Origin of the sequence: Rhodococcus sp. IEGM 1379 (assembly GCF_030056815.1) — a bacterium.
Lineage (GTDB): Bacteria > Actinomycetota > Actinomycetes > Mycobacteriales > Mycobacteriaceae > Rhodococcus_F.
The window spans coordinates 101,319-117,750 of record NZ_JASHKR010000009.1 but is presented as its reverse complement, the minus strand read 5'-3'; the positions used below and the strand labels follow the sequence as shown (position 1 = coordinate 117,750).

15 protein-coding genes are annotated in these 16,432 nt (G+C 60.4%); 8 read left to right on the top strand and 7 right to left on the bottom strand.

Features of this window, described 5'->3' with window-relative positions; translation table 11 throughout:
• Positions 1-14 precede the first annotated feature (14 nt).
• Positions 15-827 (bottom strand): FAD:protein FMN transferase, encoded by an 813-nt coding sequence (locus QM600_RS08320; protein WP_283261003.1) that lies wholly within the window; start codon positions 825-827, stop codon positions 15-17.
• A gap of 136 nt (positions 828-963) precedes the next feature.
• Here QM600_RS08320 and QM600_RS08315 point away from each other — a divergent pair, with 136 nt between their 5' ends.
• Both QM600_RS08315 and QM600_RS08310 read left to right on the top strand, forming a co-directional pair.
• The gene (locus QM600_RS08315) at positions 964-2,241 is read left to right on the top strand and encodes a hypothetical protein (RefSeq protein WP_283260986.1); all 1,278 of its coding nucleotides are present in this window, start codon (positions 964-966) and stop codon (positions 2,239-2,241) included.
• A gap of 386 nt (positions 2,242-2,627) precedes the next feature.
• Complete coding sequence (locus tag QM600_RS08310) at positions 2,628-3,110, top strand: helix-turn-helix domain-containing protein (RefSeq protein WP_283260985.1); 483 nt, start codon at positions 2,628-2,630, stop codon at positions 3,108-3,110.
• Here the strand turns inward: QM600_RS08310 and QM600_RS08305 are convergent.
• From QM600_RS08305 to QM600_RS08295, 3 genes are read right to left on the bottom strand one after another with little or no spacing between them, the layout of a single operon-like run.
• Positions 3,100-3,918: an ABC transporter permease gene (locus tag QM600_RS08305; RefSeq protein ID WP_283260984.1), complete on the bottom strand. Its 819-nt coding sequence runs from the start codon at positions 3,916-3,918 to the stop codon at positions 3,100-3,102. The genes QM600_RS08310 and QM600_RS08305 overlap by 11 nt on opposite strands.
• Positions 3,878-4,747, bottom strand: a complete 870-nt coding sequence (locus QM600_RS08300) for an ABC transporter ATP-binding protein (protein WP_283260983.1) — start codon at positions 4,745-4,747, stop codon at positions 3,878-3,880. Before QM600_RS08300 ends, QM600_RS08305 begins: the two co-directional genes overlap by 41 nt.
• A gap of 1 nt (position 4,748) precedes the next feature.
• The gene (locus tag QM600_RS08295) at positions 4,749-5,237 is read right to left on the bottom strand and encodes a MarR family winged helix-turn-helix transcriptional regulator (protein WP_283260982.1); all 489 of its coding nucleotides are present in this window, start codon (positions 5,235-5,237) and stop codon (positions 4,749-4,751) included.
• A 116-nt stretch (positions 5,238-5,353) separates the two neighbouring features.
• Here QM600_RS08295 and QM600_RS08290 point away from each other — a divergent pair, with 116 nt between their 5' ends.
• Positions 5,354-5,857 (top strand): COG4315 family predicted lipoprotein, encoded by a 504-nt coding sequence (locus QM600_RS08290; RefSeq protein ID WP_283260981.1) that lies wholly within the window; start codon positions 5,354-5,356, stop codon positions 5,855-5,857.
• A 4-nt stretch (positions 5,858-5,861) separates the two neighbouring features.
• Here the strand turns inward: QM600_RS08290 and QM600_RS08285 are convergent, their stop codons facing one another.
• Both QM600_RS08285 and QM600_RS08280 read right to left on the bottom strand, forming a co-directional pair.
• Positions 5,862-7,184, bottom strand: coding sequence for an NAD(P)/FAD-dependent oxidoreductase (locus QM600_RS08285; protein WP_283260980.1), 1,323 nt, complete (start codon positions 7,182-7,184; stop codon positions 5,862-5,864).
• Positions 7,184-7,936 carry an SDR family oxidoreductase gene (locus QM600_RS08280; protein WP_283260979.1) on the bottom strand — a complete coding sequence of 251 codons (753 nt, stop codon included), beginning with the start codon at positions 7,934-7,936 and terminating at the stop codon, positions 7,184-7,186. Before QM600_RS08280 ends, QM600_RS08285 begins: the two co-directional genes overlap by 1 nt.
• Before the next feature lie 82 nt (positions 7,937-8,018).
• On the opposite strand from QM600_RS08280, the gene QM600_RS08275 reads away from it, so the two are divergent.
• Genes QM600_RS08275 through QM600_RS08265 form a run of 3 tightly spaced genes read left to right on the top strand, consistent with a single transcriptional unit; the run spans position 8,019 to position 12,533 of the window.
• Entirely contained in the window at positions 8,019-9,443 is a 1,425-nt protein-coding gene (locus QM600_RS08275) for a dihydrolipoyl dehydrogenase family protein (protein ID WP_283260978.1), read from the top strand.
• A gap of 23 nt (positions 9,444-9,466) precedes the next feature.
• Entirely contained in the window at positions 9,467-11,014 is a 1,548-nt protein-coding gene (locus QM600_RS08270) for a carboxylesterase/lipase family protein (RefSeq protein ID WP_283260977.1), read from the top strand.
• Positions 11,015-11,027: 13 nt separating this feature from the next.
• Complete coding sequence (locus tag QM600_RS08265; protein ID WP_283261002.1) at positions 11,028-12,533, top strand: carboxylesterase/lipase family protein; 1,506 nt, start codon at positions 11,028-11,030, stop codon at positions 12,531-12,533.
• Positions 12,534-12,561: 28 nt separating this feature from the next.
• Here the strand turns inward: QM600_RS08265 and QM600_RS08260 are convergent, their stop codons facing one another.
• The gene (locus QM600_RS08260; RefSeq protein WP_283260976.1) at positions 12,562-13,305 is read right to left on the bottom strand and encodes an ABC transporter ATP-binding protein; all 744 of its coding nucleotides are present in this window, start codon (positions 13,303-13,305) and stop codon (positions 12,562-12,564) included.
• 481 nt (positions 13,306-13,786) lie between these two features.
• On the opposite strand from QM600_RS08260, the gene QM600_RS08255 reads away from it, so the two are divergent.
• Together QM600_RS08255 and QM600_RS08250 are read left to right on the top strand one after the other, a co-directional pair.
• On the top strand, positions 13,787-14,695 hold the full coding sequence (locus QM600_RS08255) for an SDR family oxidoreductase (RefSeq protein ID WP_502942913.1): 909 nt from the start codon (positions 13,787-13,789) through the stop codon (positions 14,693-14,695).
• Complete coding sequence (locus tag QM600_RS08250) at positions 14,695-16,404, top strand: DEAD/DEAH box helicase family protein (RefSeq protein ID WP_283260975.1); 1,710 nt, start codon at positions 14,695-14,697, stop codon at positions 16,402-16,404. The genes QM600_RS08255 and QM600_RS08250 overlap by 1 nt, the downstream gene beginning before the upstream one ends.
• Positions 16,405-16,432 lie beyond the last annotated feature (28 nt).

Here is a 16,432-nt window from a genome sequence, read left to right as displayed (position 1 = left end):
GGAGGCCTGAGCGGTCACGCTGCGGCTGGCCCGAACCAGTTCTCGGTGGTGTAAACACGCCCGGAGCGGTCCACCAGCCGAGCCCGAAGCCCTTGTTGTTCAACCCAAATGATCGCGCTGATTCCCCTTACCAGCGCTGCCTCACTGGCGGCATATGCCCACACCGCATCGTCTGCGATCACCGACACTTGAACCCATTCGGTTGACGGACGAGCTTCATGCGGCTGCCACGAGGGTGCATCGGGAGCATGCGCCGTTGCCATCGCCGTTCCGTTGCTCAATTCCACTTCCTCGCCGCCCGGCACCGGAATCTGCCAACCACCGGCCGGGGCGTGCCCAGCTGTGGCAATCACGTCCCCGATCCGCACGGCGACCCCACACTGCAGTTCTGCCGCGACGGTTTGTGCCGCCCGATCCACAGTGTCCGCCTTCGCAACTCCGGTGATGTCGAAGGAGGCACCCCACGGCGCGTACACAACGTCGCCGTCCAGTTGCACGTCCTCGAACGTGGGCGTCGGATGCACTGGGGGAATTGATTCGTCCTCCGAAAAATTGTCGGCCAACGGATTCACCTCACCGGCTGTCATCCGGGCTGCCCACAGCGCCGAGCGCAGCAATGCCGACATACGTCGGGTGACTTTCACCGGCGTGCCTTGAGCAAGATTGACGGCGTGAATTTCGGCATCTCCGCGCCGGAGGTCGCAGACGGCTTCGGTGTCCTCGATGGCAGCGGCGATCAATGCGTGCGCAGTGGGCAGCGCATCGCCTTCAGTGACATCCACCTCGACGGCGGAATCCCACATCGCCCATTTCTCGACACTGACCATGACAGCCCTGCCCTTCGAACTGCTGTATCCGAAACCAGCTGCATCAAACCCTGCTGCGTTAAACACCAGTATGCGCCGTACTGCAGCCCCTCTGCCAGAACCTGCTGGTCCAATCCCTCCCACCTACACTTCGGAGGTGGGATCACGCCTGAGTGTCATCGACGAGATGTTTCTGTGGACCCATCGTGGTCTCGGTCTGCCGATAGTGATGCAGGGGCTCTGGCGTACCGACGGCGTCGTCGACGCAGCTGCCCTCGAGCAGTTGTGCGATCGAATAGCATCCGGACCGCTCGGTCGGCGAGTACGTCGTCCACGGTTGCCCGGCGCTCGCCCGGAGTTCATCGTCGACACAAGCCGGTACCCGCTCAGTTTCCGTTCGGAGCCTGTTCCTGTCGAGCAAGTGATCGAATGGGCCGACGCCCAAGCCTTGGTCACGCTCGATCCCGAACGCGGCCCCGGTTGGCGCGTCGCCGCAACGCTTGATTCCGACGGCGGAACTGTTGTTTCCGTGACGTGCTCCCATGTCCTCGCCGATGCTCGGGGGTTGATCAACGCCCTGCACGACGCCATGAATCGAACAAGCTCAGCACCTGTCGATTCGGCCCCGGTGTCCGACCGTGCTGATGCGGTGGCAACAACGGCGCGGGTTCTGCGTGGGCTTACCCGCGCTGTCTTCGGACTGATCGTCAGTCCGGCACGCCGGGCAGAACTTCGCGGATTAGGTGCATCGCCTGCCGCCACTCGCGGTCCGGATCGTCACCGGATGAGCAGCGCAGTCGTGGAGATCGACGCAGCGCTGTGGGACGAGGCCGCAAGCACGGCCGGCGGCACCCCCAACAGCTTGCTCCTGGCGTGCGTAGGTCACCTGGCCCGGCGCGAGAATGAAACCGGCACAGTAACACTCAGCGTTCCGATGAATGTCAGAGTCGTGAAGGACCCGGATACCACGATCACGTCGGTAGACAATGCCGTCGCCATGGTCGCCGTCCCACTCACTCCCCTTACTACTCTCGCCGAGATCCGCAGGCTGTGCCGAGAAGCCTTCGCGTCTCCCCCGATGTCCAGCCCCGCCGGTTTCCCCGCCGAACTTCTACAGGTGGTTCCGGATCGTCTCGCCCACCGCTTGGCCGACGGCCCCGGACAGCGAGATGCCTTGTGTTCCAACATCGGAACGGTAGACATCAGCGCGTTCGACGGACATCCCACCATTGGATTGGCTCTCCGCGCGGTCCATCCCGGCGCGACGACCTCGCAGTTGAACAGCACATCCACCCGAATCTCCGGATACCTTTGCCGAATCGGCACCACGTACACGATGTCCCTGGTAAGTTTCGAAGTCGTCGACGCCAGCGCACTGCGCGAGCAAGCCTTACTATCCCTCGCCACATTCGGAATCACTGCCCGCGTCTGGTAAACAGATACTTACAGAACTGCGGTACTTGTACGCCCGTACCCATTCCTCTCCGAGCGAACGTACCTTTCGTCGCCTTGGATGCACCGAAAGGTACGTTCGCTCGGAAGGGTTCTACCAATTCAGTGGCCGAACACACTGCACAGCAGAGCAATTGACCACAGAGTCAGACATGCAGAACAATTGAAACGCAGCAGATAACGAACGGTCAGTTCGCGTCGTAAATCACATAGTGAGCAAACACTTTCATGTGCCATGCCACCAAATATCCCCAGGTGAAAGCACTCTCGGTACTGGTGTCCGATTTTCGGTCGTCTACTATGTGAAACCTGCCGCCGCACGACCACGGCGCAGATATCGCTGCATGGCCACGAACGAAGGGATGAACTGTGAAAACGGGAGGAACCGCGGCAGATTCGTTCCAAGAGCGACTCAATGCCCTGTACCCAGACACCCCTCCCAGATTGACCAATGCTCAAGTTGTAGAGGCGCTTTCACAGCGCGGATGCCGCATCTCAACGCCGTATCTTTCACAATTGCGCAGTGGTGTTCGGACCAATCCGTCGGAGCAGGTCGTGTTGGCGCTCGCCGAGTACTTCAACGTCCAAGCCGAGTATTTCTTCAGCCCTACTCCGCGCCAGGATCCCGAACTCATTCCGGAAGAAGACCGTTCGGTCGCCGAAGAGTTCATCGACCCAGAATTGCGTTCCCTGGCACGTAAAGCCGTGGATCTCTCGCCCGAGTCGCAGAGTCTGCTGTCCTCGATCGCCGAAAGGCTCCGATCCTCAGAGGGTCTGCCGTCGGTGCCGCCGGACTGCATCACCTACACAGCGCCCGTCTCACGCGAAGCGAATCCCACACTCAGCGCGTGAGCCGGCCTAGCAGTGCCGAAGCTGTGACGATTCCTGCCAGCGCCGCTCCGATCAGTACCGCAAAGTCGACAATGTAGTTGGTGGGCATCCCGATCAGCAAGCCTCGCAACGCCGATACCTCGTAGCTCAGCGGATTGATTCGACTGAGCCACTGCACCCATCTCGGCATCAGTTCCACCGGATACAGGGCATTCGACGCGAAGAACAACGGCATGGTGATGGCTTGTCCGATGCCCATCAGTCGATCTCGCTTGAGGACGATGCCGGCAATCGCAACAGACAGGCAGGCGAAGAAGGCTGCGCCCAGTACGACAACCCCGACGACGCCAAGAAGTTTGATCGGATTCCACGTCATACTCACGCCGAGTAGAACTGCGACGATCACGACAACTACGGCTTGGGCGACGGCACGAATCCCGGCGGCAAATGCTTTTCCGGTGACGAGCGCTGCGCGCGGCGTCGGAGTGACCATAAGTTTCGTGAGGACGCCGGCGTCCCGCTCCCAGATGATCTGGATGCCGTAGAAGATCGCGACAAAGAGCGCCGACTGCGCGATGATGCCGGGAGCCAAGAAGTCCAGATACGGTACATCTCCGGTAGGTATCGCTCGGATATGGCTGAACGTCTGCCCGAAGATGACAAGCCAGAGAATCGGTTGGATTGCGCGCGTGACCAACTCGGATCGATCGTGGCGCAATTTCTGCACTTCGACGAGACAAAAAGTGTAGATCCGCGACATCAATCGGGCGAACCCGTTGACGCTCGGATCAGCCCAAGCGGCGCGCTGTACGACGGGTGCTGCGGACATCGCGGAGACCTCCCGACTCTCGGCCGGTGAAGTCGTCGCCGGCAACGTGACGAAAAACGTCTTCCAGTGTGGCGTCCGGGCCGAGTGACGCGGCCAGTTCGCTCGGACTTCCGACTGCCCTCAGTTCCCCGTGGTGCATCAGAGCAACACGATCGCACAATTCGTCGGCTTCCTCCATGTAGTGCGTGGTCAGCAGAACGGTCATTCCGTATTGCTGCTGCATCTCGGATACTCTGCGCCACACGGATTCACGCGCAATGGGGTCCAGCCCGACCGTCGGCTCGTCCAAGACCAGTAGCGCGGGCCGATTGACCAGCGCCTGCGCCAATTCCAATCGTCGCACCATTCCCCCGGAGAAGCCGGCGGCGACTCGGTCTGCAGAGTCGAGCAGATCCACCATCTCCAAAGCTTGATCCACACGCTCACGCCGCTCGGATCTCGGCACGTCGTACAGGCGAGCAAACCACGTGACGTTCTCCCGGGCCGTCAACGTACTCTCGATCGAAAGTTGTTGCGGTACATAACCAAGATGACGCCTGATGGTCATCGCGTCGGTACGTACAGACTTTCCCAGGATGCGGATATCACCGTCCTGCAAGGGCAGCAGGGTATTGAGAAGTCGAATCGTGGTGGTCTTTCCTGCTCCGTTAGGCCCGAGAAGACCAAAACATTCACCCTGCTCGATGGTCAAACTCAGGTTGTCCACTGCCAGGTTGTCGCCCGCGCGGCTGGAACCGAATCTGTACGAGAGACTTTCGATCTCAACCGCAGGCACGTTGGGAGGCGACACTTCCGTGATACCTCGCCGGTTCCACCAGTGCTCAGCCATGTCAGGCCTCCTCGGTTTCGGCGCCGGCTGTGGCCAGCGCAACTGCAAGCCGAGTCAGCGCCGGCAAGGCAGCTTCTATGTGTGCTTGATCCTCGGCGCTCAAACTCGACATCGCCTGTCCCACTACGACGCTGCGCCGATCTCGCCAGTATTCGACCCGTTCACGCGCTTCCTTCGACAACGCGAGCCTCGCCACGCGCCGGTCTGCACCGTCGACGACCCGCTCGATCACTCCGTCGTCGGCAAGCTGACGAACCAGCGTGGACACCGTATTCGCGGCGACACCGAGCTTGGTGGCTGCCTCCGCCACCGAGAGTCCGGGATTTCTTCTCAGCAACCGCACAAGTTCTATCTGGGCACCGCCCAGTGGACGCTCCGCAAACGGACGCCCCGACGCTTTTCGAGTGCCTCGCCGCAACTGACCTAGCGTCTCGAGTACGTCATCGGACAGGCGATGAGGTACTTCGTGACCTGCATCTTGTATATCCATATCTCACAATACCTCTGTAACAGAGCTATTGTCGATGGTGTTCCGCTTGGTTTCCGGATCGGCTGCATCGGGTATCCCACACTGCTAGCACCGACCACCCGTGAAATGGAGCGATCATGCGCAGACAGTGGTTGTTCGCGATTGTCGCCAGTGCCGCACTTGCCGTGTCTGGCTGTTCGTACGACGCCACCGATTCCGGCACCGACGCAGATAACGTCACCGAGATGTCGACGTCACTGTCACCGCCTGCTGCAGCCGGTGCGGTGTTGCTGAAGACTGCCAGTTCTCCGCTGGGGACGATTGCCGTTGACGGTGAAGGCATGACCGTCTACATCTACAACCCGGACAAGGAAAACTCGAACGCGGATTCGTGCGACGAGAACTGCCTCTTGCACTGGCCGGCGGTCACGTCTACCACCGATTCGCCGGTGGTCCAGGGCATCGAGGCCGATATCGGCACGGTGCCCGGTCCGGACGGTTCCTTCCAAGTGACGGTGAACGGCAAGCCCGCCTATCGATACTTGGACGACCAGGTCCCCGGCGACATGTTCGGTCAGGGCGTCGGCAGCCTGTGGTTCGTGATCGATGCAACCGGGAATCCGGTGTTCGCTACGGAGTAGTGGTTCAGTTGTACGGCTGCCGTGCGGTTTCCGGGTCACCGTAGGTTATTGCTCGTTCCCGGCGAGTTTTCGACGCCAGGGTGACTCCCCAGTTGAGTGCTGTGCTGACGCGGTTGCGGAATCCTGCCAGGAACGCGATGTGGATGACTCCCCACGACACCCAGCCGAGGAACCCGGACATCCGAATCGGACCGGCCTGTAGTAGCGCGTGTCGACGCGAAATGTAGGCGGCAGTACCGAGATCACGGTATTTGAAGGGCTTCCCGTTGGGTCCACCGTTTTCGACGATCGCCGCAATCTGATTGCCGGCGTACCGCCCGCCTTGCATCGCGACTTCTGCGACGCCCGGCAGTTTGTCGAGGGACATGATGTCGCCCACCACCCAGACATCGGGGTGTCCTGGCACTGTCAGGTCGCGACCGACTTCGATACGGCCGCCGCCGACCTGCTTGACTCCGAGTGCGCCGGCCAGCGCTTCCACAAAAGGGACCGCCTCGACGCCGGCAGTCCACAGGATTGTTCGAGTCTCGTACCGCCGCTTCTCTTTTGTCTTCTTGTCGGTGGTCTCCACCTCGGTTTCGGATACGTCGGTCACATGCACGCCGAGATGTGTTTCGACGCCGATCTTCTCGAGGGTACGGCCGGCCGATGCGGACAGTGCCCGGCTGAACGACGGCAATACTCGGTCGTCGCCGTGAAAGAGCAGCACGCGCGCTTCCTCAGGATCGATTGCGCGAAACTCATTGGTGAGCGCATGCATCGCCAATTCACGGATCTGCCCGGCTATCTCGACTCCGGTGGGTCCGCCACCGGCCACTGCGAAGGTCAACCAGGGTCGCCGTTCCTCGGCGGTGGGCAGCGATTCCGCCATCTCGAATGCGGCAACCAGACTGCGTCGGATTGCCAGCGCGTCGTCGAGGGTTTTCATTCCCGGCGCCCACTTGATGAAGTCTTCCTGCCCGTGGTACGACTGCCGCATGCCGGCCGCGACGATCAGGTAGTCGTAGGAGAGGTCGAAAGTGGAGCCGTCGAATCGGCTGGCTGTCAGCACCTTGGCCTCGGCATCCACCGATTTAGCTTCGCCCAGAACTACATTCGCATTCTTCTGATCTTCCAACAGATGCCGGAGTGGGCTTGCGATCTGTCCTTCGGACAGGAGACCGGTAGCGCACTGGTAGAGCAGCGGCTGAAAAACGTGGCTGGTTCCGCGGTCGATCAGAATGACCTCGACGTCGGCCTTCTTGAGTCGCTTCGCGGCGTACAGTCCGCCGAATCCCCCACCTACGATGACAACTCGGGGTTTGCCGTTCGAGATATACATGCTCATCAGACAAACCTCGCTGTCACGGAGTTGGGCAGGAAGCGGAGCGCGGCATCGATGCCTTGCCATTTGAGGCCCGGCAAAGCCGCTCTGGTGGCCTCCTTTTCGATGGCATCCACCATCGCATCGACACCCTCGTCGAGGTCCGCCATCAACGAGGAATCGTCACCGGCACCGGCGGACATGTCGGTCTTGATGTAGCCGGGCAGGAGCGTCGTCACTCGAATCGGTGTGCGCGCCAACTCAATACTCAGTGCCTCTCCGAGTGCCGCAACTCCGGCTTTGCTAGCGGAGTACGTGGCTTTGCTGCCCGGCAACCCTCGATCTGCACTGATCGAAGACACCAGCACGAGGTGACCGGCGTTCTGTTCACGGAAGATTCCGAGTGAGGCTTCGCACTGCGACAGTGCTCCGACGAAGTTCGTCTGCGCCGTCGCAAGATTCGCGTAAGCCTTGCCGGTGCCGATCTTGGCGCCCTTACCGACTCCGGCATTCACGATCACCCGGTCGAGCCCGCCGAGTTCGTCACGGAGTTCACCGAATACTCGTACAACGGAATCATGTTCGGTGACGTCCAGGCCCCGGACTGCTACCTTGATGTCGGGATTGTGCGCCACCAATTCCTCGCGGAGGGCGTCGAGACGGTCTGTTCTACGCGCACACAACGCCAGATCGCGACCTTGGGCGGCAAATCTCCTGGCCATCCCTTCGCCCAGACCTGAACTTGCGCCGGTGATCAGAATTCTCTGCCGTGTCATGGACGCAACTGTAACCATCAAGGCGCGCTTCCACCGGGCTGTTACCCAGCGAACTGCACCCGTTTCGGCCTACCGTTGAACAATGACCGAAGAATTCGATGTCATAGTCATCGGTGGCGGACCAGCCGGCGAAAATGCCGCGGCCTATGCCATCGCCGGTAGCATCCGCACCGCGGCAATCGTGGAGCATGAACTTGTCGGCGGCGAGTGCTCGTACTGGGCCTGTATGCCGAGTAAAGCGTTGCTCCGGCCGGGGCAGGTACACGACGCGGCGAGCGCCTTGCCCGGGATGTCGATCGAACCGCCAGGTAACACGGCTCACTCGATCAGTGCAACCTTGGCCCGACGCGACTCCATCACCCACAATCACGACGATTCTTCGCAGGTGGAGTGGGCAAAGTCGACGGGCATCACCGTGATCCGAGGCCACGGCGCACTTGACGGCGAAAGAACCGTCGTGGTCGACGGCACACGAAAACTCCTTGCCCGCCAAGCCGTCGTACTGGCCACTGGAACCACTGCGTCGGTGCCGGACACGCCGGGGTTACGGGCGGCGCTCCCCTGGACGTCTCGCGACGCCACCAACCTCCACGAGGTTCCGCGGCGTGTTGCTGTCATCGGCGGCGGCGTCGTCGCGACGGAATGTGCGACGTGGATGTTGTCGTTCGGTGCCGAAGTGACCCTGCTGGTTCGCGGCAACGCGGTGTTGAAGTCTGCCGAACCGTTTGCCGGTGAGATGGTGGCCAGTCATCTCGCTGCCCGCGGCGCTGACGTTCGCTTCGGTACCACCGTCAATTCCGTGTCACGGCCAGATGCCCGGGACACCGGTGAAGGAAACATTCACGGCGGTCCGGTCACCCTCGACACGTCGTCCGGCGTCATCGAAGTAGACGAGGTGATCGTTGCCGCCGGACGCGCTCCGACGTCGGCTCACCTGGGCCTCTCGACCGTCGGATTAGACGACGGTAAGTACGTGCCGACCGACGATCGTCTCTGCGCACAAGGTGAATGGCTCTATGCGGTCGGCGATATCAATGGCCGCTCTCCACTGACTCACATGGGCAAATACCAGGCGAGGGTGTGCGGCGACGTCATAGCGGCCCGCGCCACGGGTAGTCCGCTGGCAGCCCCACGATGCACCGCGTCAGCAGACAACGGCCGAGTTCCTCAAGTCGTCTTCACGTCACCCGAAGTTGCCTGGGTAGGACGGACGGAAGTGCAGGCGCGCAAGGACGGTCTGGACATCGAAATCGTGGACATACCGATTGCCGTCGCCGGGTCGTCACTGCTCCGGGACGGTTACGAGGGCCGCGCGAAACTGGTGATCGACAAGCTCGAGGACATCATCGTCGGTGCCACATTTGTCGGACCCGAAGTGTCGGAGTTGCTGCACGCCGCGACAATCGCTGTGGTTGCGGAAGTCCCACTCGAAATGCTGTGGCATGCGGTCCCGTCGTATCCGACAGTCAGCGAGGTCTGGCTGCGATTGTTGGAGGCGCGTCGATGACGTAGTTACGTATAGTCACGGCTATGGCGGCAGACGCACGGATCAACTCAGAAGTACTTGTGACCACGGCCGACGGAATTTTGCGCGGTCTACGTGTCGGCAAACTCCGTGCGTGGAGAGGCATTCCCTACGCCCGTCCCCCGGTCGGAGCCTTGCGTCTGCGAGCACCCCAGCCCGTACTGCCGTGGAAAGGTGAACGGGCGGCGACGGCATTCGGCGACGCATCGGTGCAAAGCAAGAAGGGCCTGGCATTGGCCCCGGGAAAGTACCAGCCCAGCAGCGAAGACTGCCTCACCCTCAATGTTCTTGCGCCTGAGCAGGCTGCCGTCGAACCATTTCCGGTGATGGTCTTCATTCATGGGGGCGCCAACACCATCGGAACATCCGCGACGGGTCTCTATTCCGGACGTTCGCTAGTCACGCGGGGCAACATCATCTACGTGTCGATCAACTACCGCCTGGGCGCGTTGGGATTCCTGGATTTTTCCGAATTCTCCACCCCGGAACATCCTTTCGATTCCAATCTCGCGCTTCGAGACCAAGTGGCCGCGTTGGAATGGGTGCAGCGCAACATTGCGACTTTCGGTGGCGATCCTGATCGAGTGACAGTGTTCGGCGAGTCAGCGGGCGGCACCGCAGTCACCACACTGTTGGCGACACCCGCAGCAAAGGGACTGTTTGCCGGTGCGATTGCCGAGAGCTCGGCTCCGGATCTGGTTGTAAACCAAGAACTCTCACACATCTGGGCGAGAAGATTCATCGAGATCCTCAGTTCCGATGCCCCTCCGTCTCAGGCTTTGCGCCTGACCTCCGCTCGGGAGTTAAGCCGTACCGGATCTCTCCTGGGCACTGAAGTTCTTTCTGCCACACCGGGACTGCATCCGTTCGGACCTAGCGTCGACGGTGATTTCCTCCCCGTCTCACCCGTCGACGCGTTTTCTCGTGGGTTGGCCCATCAGGTGCCACTGATCATCGGAACCAACAAACGTGAGGGCACGCTCTTTCCCAAGGTGCTCGACGCACTGCCCACTTCTCCGCCGCGCATCGAGAAGATGTTTGCACTGACCGATCCCGAGGCCGGAAAGCGCATCCTTGCAACGTATCCGGACTATCCATCCGAGGATTCTGCGATCGACGTCGGCGGCGACGTGACATTCTGGCATCCGTCGATGGAGCTGGCACAAGCGCACGCCCAGAGCGCACCGACGTATGCTTACCGATTCGACTTTGCCCCACCGTTGATGCGCTGGCTCGGACTCGATGCGACACATGGTTTCGAGATGTTTGCAGTCTTCGGCATCGGCAACACCTCGATCGGCCGGGCGCTCACTGTGCCCGGCGGCCGACGCGGGCTCCGCGCTGTCACCGATGTGGTCCAGGAACATTGGCTCCATTTTGCGAAGCACGGCACTCCGCGTAGTTCGTGGCCCCGCTACGATGACAGCGCGCGCCGTACCTTGATCTTCGACGAGATCACTCACGTCGAAAACGATCCGCGACGCGAGCGACGTCTTGCCTGGTCTGGTTACGCGGGCTACCGCAACTACCAACCGAGCCAGGTTCTTTCGTGACGGTCGACGAGTGATGGACCACCTTGAAGTAGTTGTCGATTCCGGGAAGATCCGCGGTCGTCTTCTCGAACAGCGGGCCGGCAAAGTTGGGAAGCTCAGGACTGCGAGGTTCCGGACTTGGCGAGCGATTCCGTACGCTGCACCGCCCGTCGGCCCACTGCGGTTTCGAGCGCCTCAACCCGTAGAGCCCTGGCAGGGTATCCGCTCGGCTGCCGAATTCGGTTCGCCCGCACCACAGAGTAAGGGCAATCTTGACGAGAACTGTTTGCTCCTCAATGTGCTTGCATCCCAACATACTTCCGATGAACCGCGTCCGGTCATGGTATTCATTCACGGAGGCGCGTACAACGGAGGCAATCCGTCGGCGCCGATGTACCACGGCACATCCTTGGTGGAGCGCGGCAACATCATCTACGTCTCCATTCAGTATCGCCTCGGCGCACTGGGGTACCTCGACTTCAGTGAGTTATCCACCGACAAAAGATCATTCGAATCGAATCTCGGTCTCCGCGATCAAGTTTCTGCGCTGGAATGGGTACAGCGGAACATTGCGGCATTCGGCGGCGACCCGCACAATGTCACTGTGTTCGGTGAATCGTCCGGAGCAAATGCCGTCACAACACTGATGGCCACACCGGCGGCGACGGGTCTATTCGCGCAAGCCATCGCTCAAAGTCCTCCTGCCGCTTCGGCATACGGCAAGGATCGAGCACATCGTTGGGCACAGGAATTTCTCGAGATCGCCCACGCGTCGGCCACAGATCCGGCATCCTGGCTGTGCTCGGCTTCAGTTGGCGAATTAGTTGACGCCGGGGAGGAACTAGCACGCCGCGGTGCCGATGAAGAACCGGGAACGCGCGCGTTCGCTCCTGTTGTGGGCGATGACTTCCTTCCCGAACATCCACTCGACGTATTTGCGGCGGGAAACGCCCACCCAATCCCCTTTTTGGTGGGGTCGAATCTCCATGAGGGACGGATCTTTCCGCGCTTCCTCAACATCTTACCCACAGATCCGGCACGGATCGACAAGATGTTTTCTCACACTTCACCGGACGTGAAAGAGCGTGCGCTGGCAGCGTATCCAACGTATCCGCACCGTAATGCCGCCGCAGATCTGGGCGGCGATATTACCTTCTGGGAGCCGGCAATCCTCTGCGCACAAGGCCATTGCACTGTGGCACCAACCTACAGCTACCGCTACGATTTTGCGCCTCGACTGCTTCGGTTGCTCGGTATTGGCGCAACACATGCCACTGAATTGTTTGCCGTGTTCGGCCGATCGGATGCACTGATCAAGTGCCTCACTATCTTCGGCGGACGACGTTCACTCCACGCTGTCACCGAAACGATGCAGAATCATTGGCTTCACTTCGCTCGCCAAGGCACCCCGGGTAGCGATTGGCCCCAATACTCCACGGCGAACCGCGAGACCATGATCTTCGACAGCACCAGCTATGTGGACAACGATCCCCTCGCCGATCGCCGACGCGCCTGGATCGGATATCAGCACCGACGGTGAACTGCGTTCCGCTCAGGCCCCGAGAGCGTCATCTCTCGAACTCTTCAATTCTCAGTTTTTCAATTCTCAGCTCTTCGACGACCTTGCCGTCGGCAATCGAGAACACACGATCCGAATACCCCCTGGCTAGGGGGTCATGCGTAGCGACGACCACGGTCATCCCGTCATCCGCGAGCTCGCGAAACAGCGCGAACAGTGCCAGCGAGTTCACGGCGTCGAGAGCGCCAGTCGGTTCGTCGACCAGCAGTACTTTCCGGGCCCCGAGCAGGGCGCGGGCGACGCCGACGCGCTGCTTCTGACCGCTGGAGAGCTGCTGCGGGAAACGCCCGCCCAAGCCATCGAGACCGACCCGTCGCAGCGCTTCTTCAGCAGCCCGCTTCGCTGCCGACCGCCGCATACCTCCAGCTACCTGTGCCAGCGAGACATTGTCCACAACTGTCGCATTCGCGATCAGATTGTATTCCTGGAACACAACACCGACGCTCTCGCGGCGAAACGCCGCACGCTGATCGGCCGACAATGCGGTTACTTCGACGCCTGCCACATTCACGGTCCCAGAATCCGGATCATCTAGTCCTGCAATCATATTGATCAAGGTCGTCTTTCCAGATCCACTGACGCCGTAGATCGTCACAAGCTGGCCCGCCGCAATATCGAGCGAGACCCGCTCCACCGCAGGGACCGCGACGCCAACTGATCCGACACCACCCAGTCGGACACTATGCTCACTGCCCGACTGATATGTCTTGTAAACAGTATCGAGAGAAATCATCCACGCACCCCTAACCCAACTAGTTCGCTGAAGTCTCGAGGAAGCCCTCGAACCAACCTTGCGGACCTGCATGTTCACAGCAGAACTTTCGCACTTCTCAGCACTGCAATACTTCGCACAGCAACGCCGTTCGCCGCCGTCGACAAACCCAGCGACCCATTCGATGCCCCATCCGGAGGCAGCAAAAAGTCGCAGCTAAGGTAATCCACCATGCAAAGCAGGTACTCCTCAGTGAAGGGGATCCCACAACGGGAAACCGCCGATTCAGTCGATAGTCAACGCGTTTAGTGATTCGGTACTACTAACCAATCTATAACACAACAATGCCGCCAAAATCCGTCTCTTTCGTGAATATCCACCTAAAGTACTAGTGGTTCTGGACCGCCCCTTTGTTGGCATTTCCGAAAACCGTGCGACGGTAAATGGTCGAGTCTTCCCGACACTGCAAGTAGTTGGCCACGTAGGCTCTGCCTGAGAAGTCATCCGAGCCGGAGGTAGTCCACTGTCTGCTCAGCCACGTTCGTCATCCGCATGGTCTGCTCGTGCACGCTCGATCGCAGTAACCGGTGCGACAGGCCATATCGGCGGTCTGGTTGCTCGTTCACTGGCGCAGGAAGGCATCAGCCAACGATTACTTGCACGTTCGGTTGCCCGCCTCCCCCAACTAACCGGCGCCGACGCGGTGGAAACGTCGTATAGCGACTTCGACGCCGCCGTGGCAGGGCTTACCGGGATCGACGCACTGTTCATGGTCTCGGCGGCGGAAAGTGCTGATCGACTCACTGCGCACCGCACCTTCGTCGACGCTGCGACCACTGCCGGCGTCCGCCATATTGTCTATACCTCATATCTCGGCGCGGCCCCGGACGCCACATTTACACTGGCCCGCGATCATTGGGCAACCGAGAAATATATTCGCTCAACCGGAATGGCTTTTACATTTCTTCGCGATAGTGCGTACATCGATTTCCTCCCGTCTCTGGCGGGCACCGACGGAGTTATTCGCGGGCCTGCAAGTAACGGAGTGGTCGGTGCGGTTTCTCGGTCCGACATCGCCCGCGTCGCAGTTTCTGTTCTGAAGGATCTCGATTCACATGCGGGACGGACGTACGATCTCACCGGCCGTGAAGCACTGACGCTGACCGAGGTGGCCGCGATCATCACCGAAGTCACGGGCACACCGACGGCGTACGTCGAAGAGACCATCGAAGAGGCCTACGTATCCCGCGCATCGTACAACGCCCCGGATTGGGAAGTTGATGCCTGGGTATCGACATATACCGCAATCGCAAATGGCGAACTGACGTCGATAAGCACTGCAGTAGAGGATATTACCGGCGTTCCGCCGTTGACCTTGCGAGACTTTCTCACGGCAGGTTCCGGCGCCTGATGCCTCCACGCAAGCGATCCAGTGCTCGTACTGCAACACGCAAAACCACTCCCACTCCTGATGTTCCCACTGCCGGTCCGGGAGAGCGAGTCTGGCTTCTCGACGTCCCGTTTCGAACGGCAGTGCCGGGCGCCCAGTTCGTGAAGAAGTGGAAGAGCTACGCCTGGGTGGGCAGTGAATTACCCACGGAACTTGCACCTTTCAAGGCTCTGCCGTTCTCGTACCAGCAGTGGGTCGAGGACGACATCAACAACTCGACGGGTGAGCGCCCAACCGCGTCGCCCAAAACTCCTCGATCCGAGCAAGTTTCAGGATCAGCCGCCGTAGTCGATGCCGCTCGCGCAGGCCGACGAGGTTTCCTGCTTGCCGACAACGCCGGTCTGGGCAAGACCTTGATCGCCATCATGTCAGCCAAGACAATTGCCGAGGAGCGCGGCGAGACCAACATCCTTGTTCTTGTTGATCGACCGGCCCAGATCACCATCCCGCATTGGCGTTACTCCATCGCATCGGTGGGTGACGGCGGATTCCGGTGGCTGATCATGTCACCGGACCAATTGAAGAAGCTCATCGCACGAAACGGACGCCCCAAGTACACCTTCGGCGTGGTAATCGCAGACGAAGCTCAGCTGTACAGCAACGATACGCAGCGCACAACGGCATTCGAGAAGGTCGCGCGGTTCTCCAACGCTCACGATCAGGCCCCGTTTGTTCTGTCCGTAACTGCGACGCCGGGTCACACGCCTGCCGATCAGCGTTACCTTGCACCACTTTTTGCGCAGGTACACGGTGAATCTCCAGAGCATTGGCAAGATTTGGGTGCGCGCCTTCTGGAATCCGGCCTTCCCTTGGACAAGTCATACGGCAAGTGGACGTGGAGTGCCGAAGCCAAAGAGTCACCGGCACTGCAAGCACGCGCCTTGGAAACCGTCCGCGGTTGGTTGTCGAACAGCAAGCCACCGTTGATGATTCACCGCCCTACACCGTGGGGTCCGGTACCCCTCGACGGAATGCCGATCGACCTCACCCCGGGCCAACGCGCCGAATATGAGACGGAATGGGCCGAATACGCCTACGAGATGGGTCTGGCTCGCAAGAGTCGCAACATCGCCCGCGGACGTGCACTGGTCCTGCGGTACCGGCAGAAGGCCGGGATGATTCGCGCAGAGTCCACCGCCCAGTGGGCGGGGGCTCAGGTCAAATCGGGCAAGCAGGTACTTGTTGCCGTCGAGTTCGTCTCCACCGCAGGTGATCCGCTCGTTGAGATGATCGAGGATGCCGGAATATCCGTCGCAAAGCTCTTCGGCGCGGTGCCGGACAAAGAACAGCAACGTCTTCGCTTCCAACGAGGAGATGCGCCGGTTGTCGTCTTCAATGTCACGACTTCTATTTCGCTCCATGCCAACGAAGCCTTACCGGATGGCACCTACGCATCTCCATTGCCTCGAACCGGAATCTTCCATCAACCCCGCTATTCCGGGATCGCCGCCGAGCAGACCTTCGGTAGGTCGCACCGTGACTACCAGACGTGCCCTTGGCTTATCCCCTTCGGCGTCGGAACCAAGGAAGAGGACGTCGCAACAACAATGCTCCGCAATCTCCAGTCGGTGACTGGATTGAAAGGCGGCGATCAATCGGGCCTCCGGAGCCTCGCCGAACTCCTGGGAGTCGAATGGCTCGAACCAGATGTGCTGACCTCCGAACGATAACCTCCAGTTTGCGCAGATAGTCCCAATT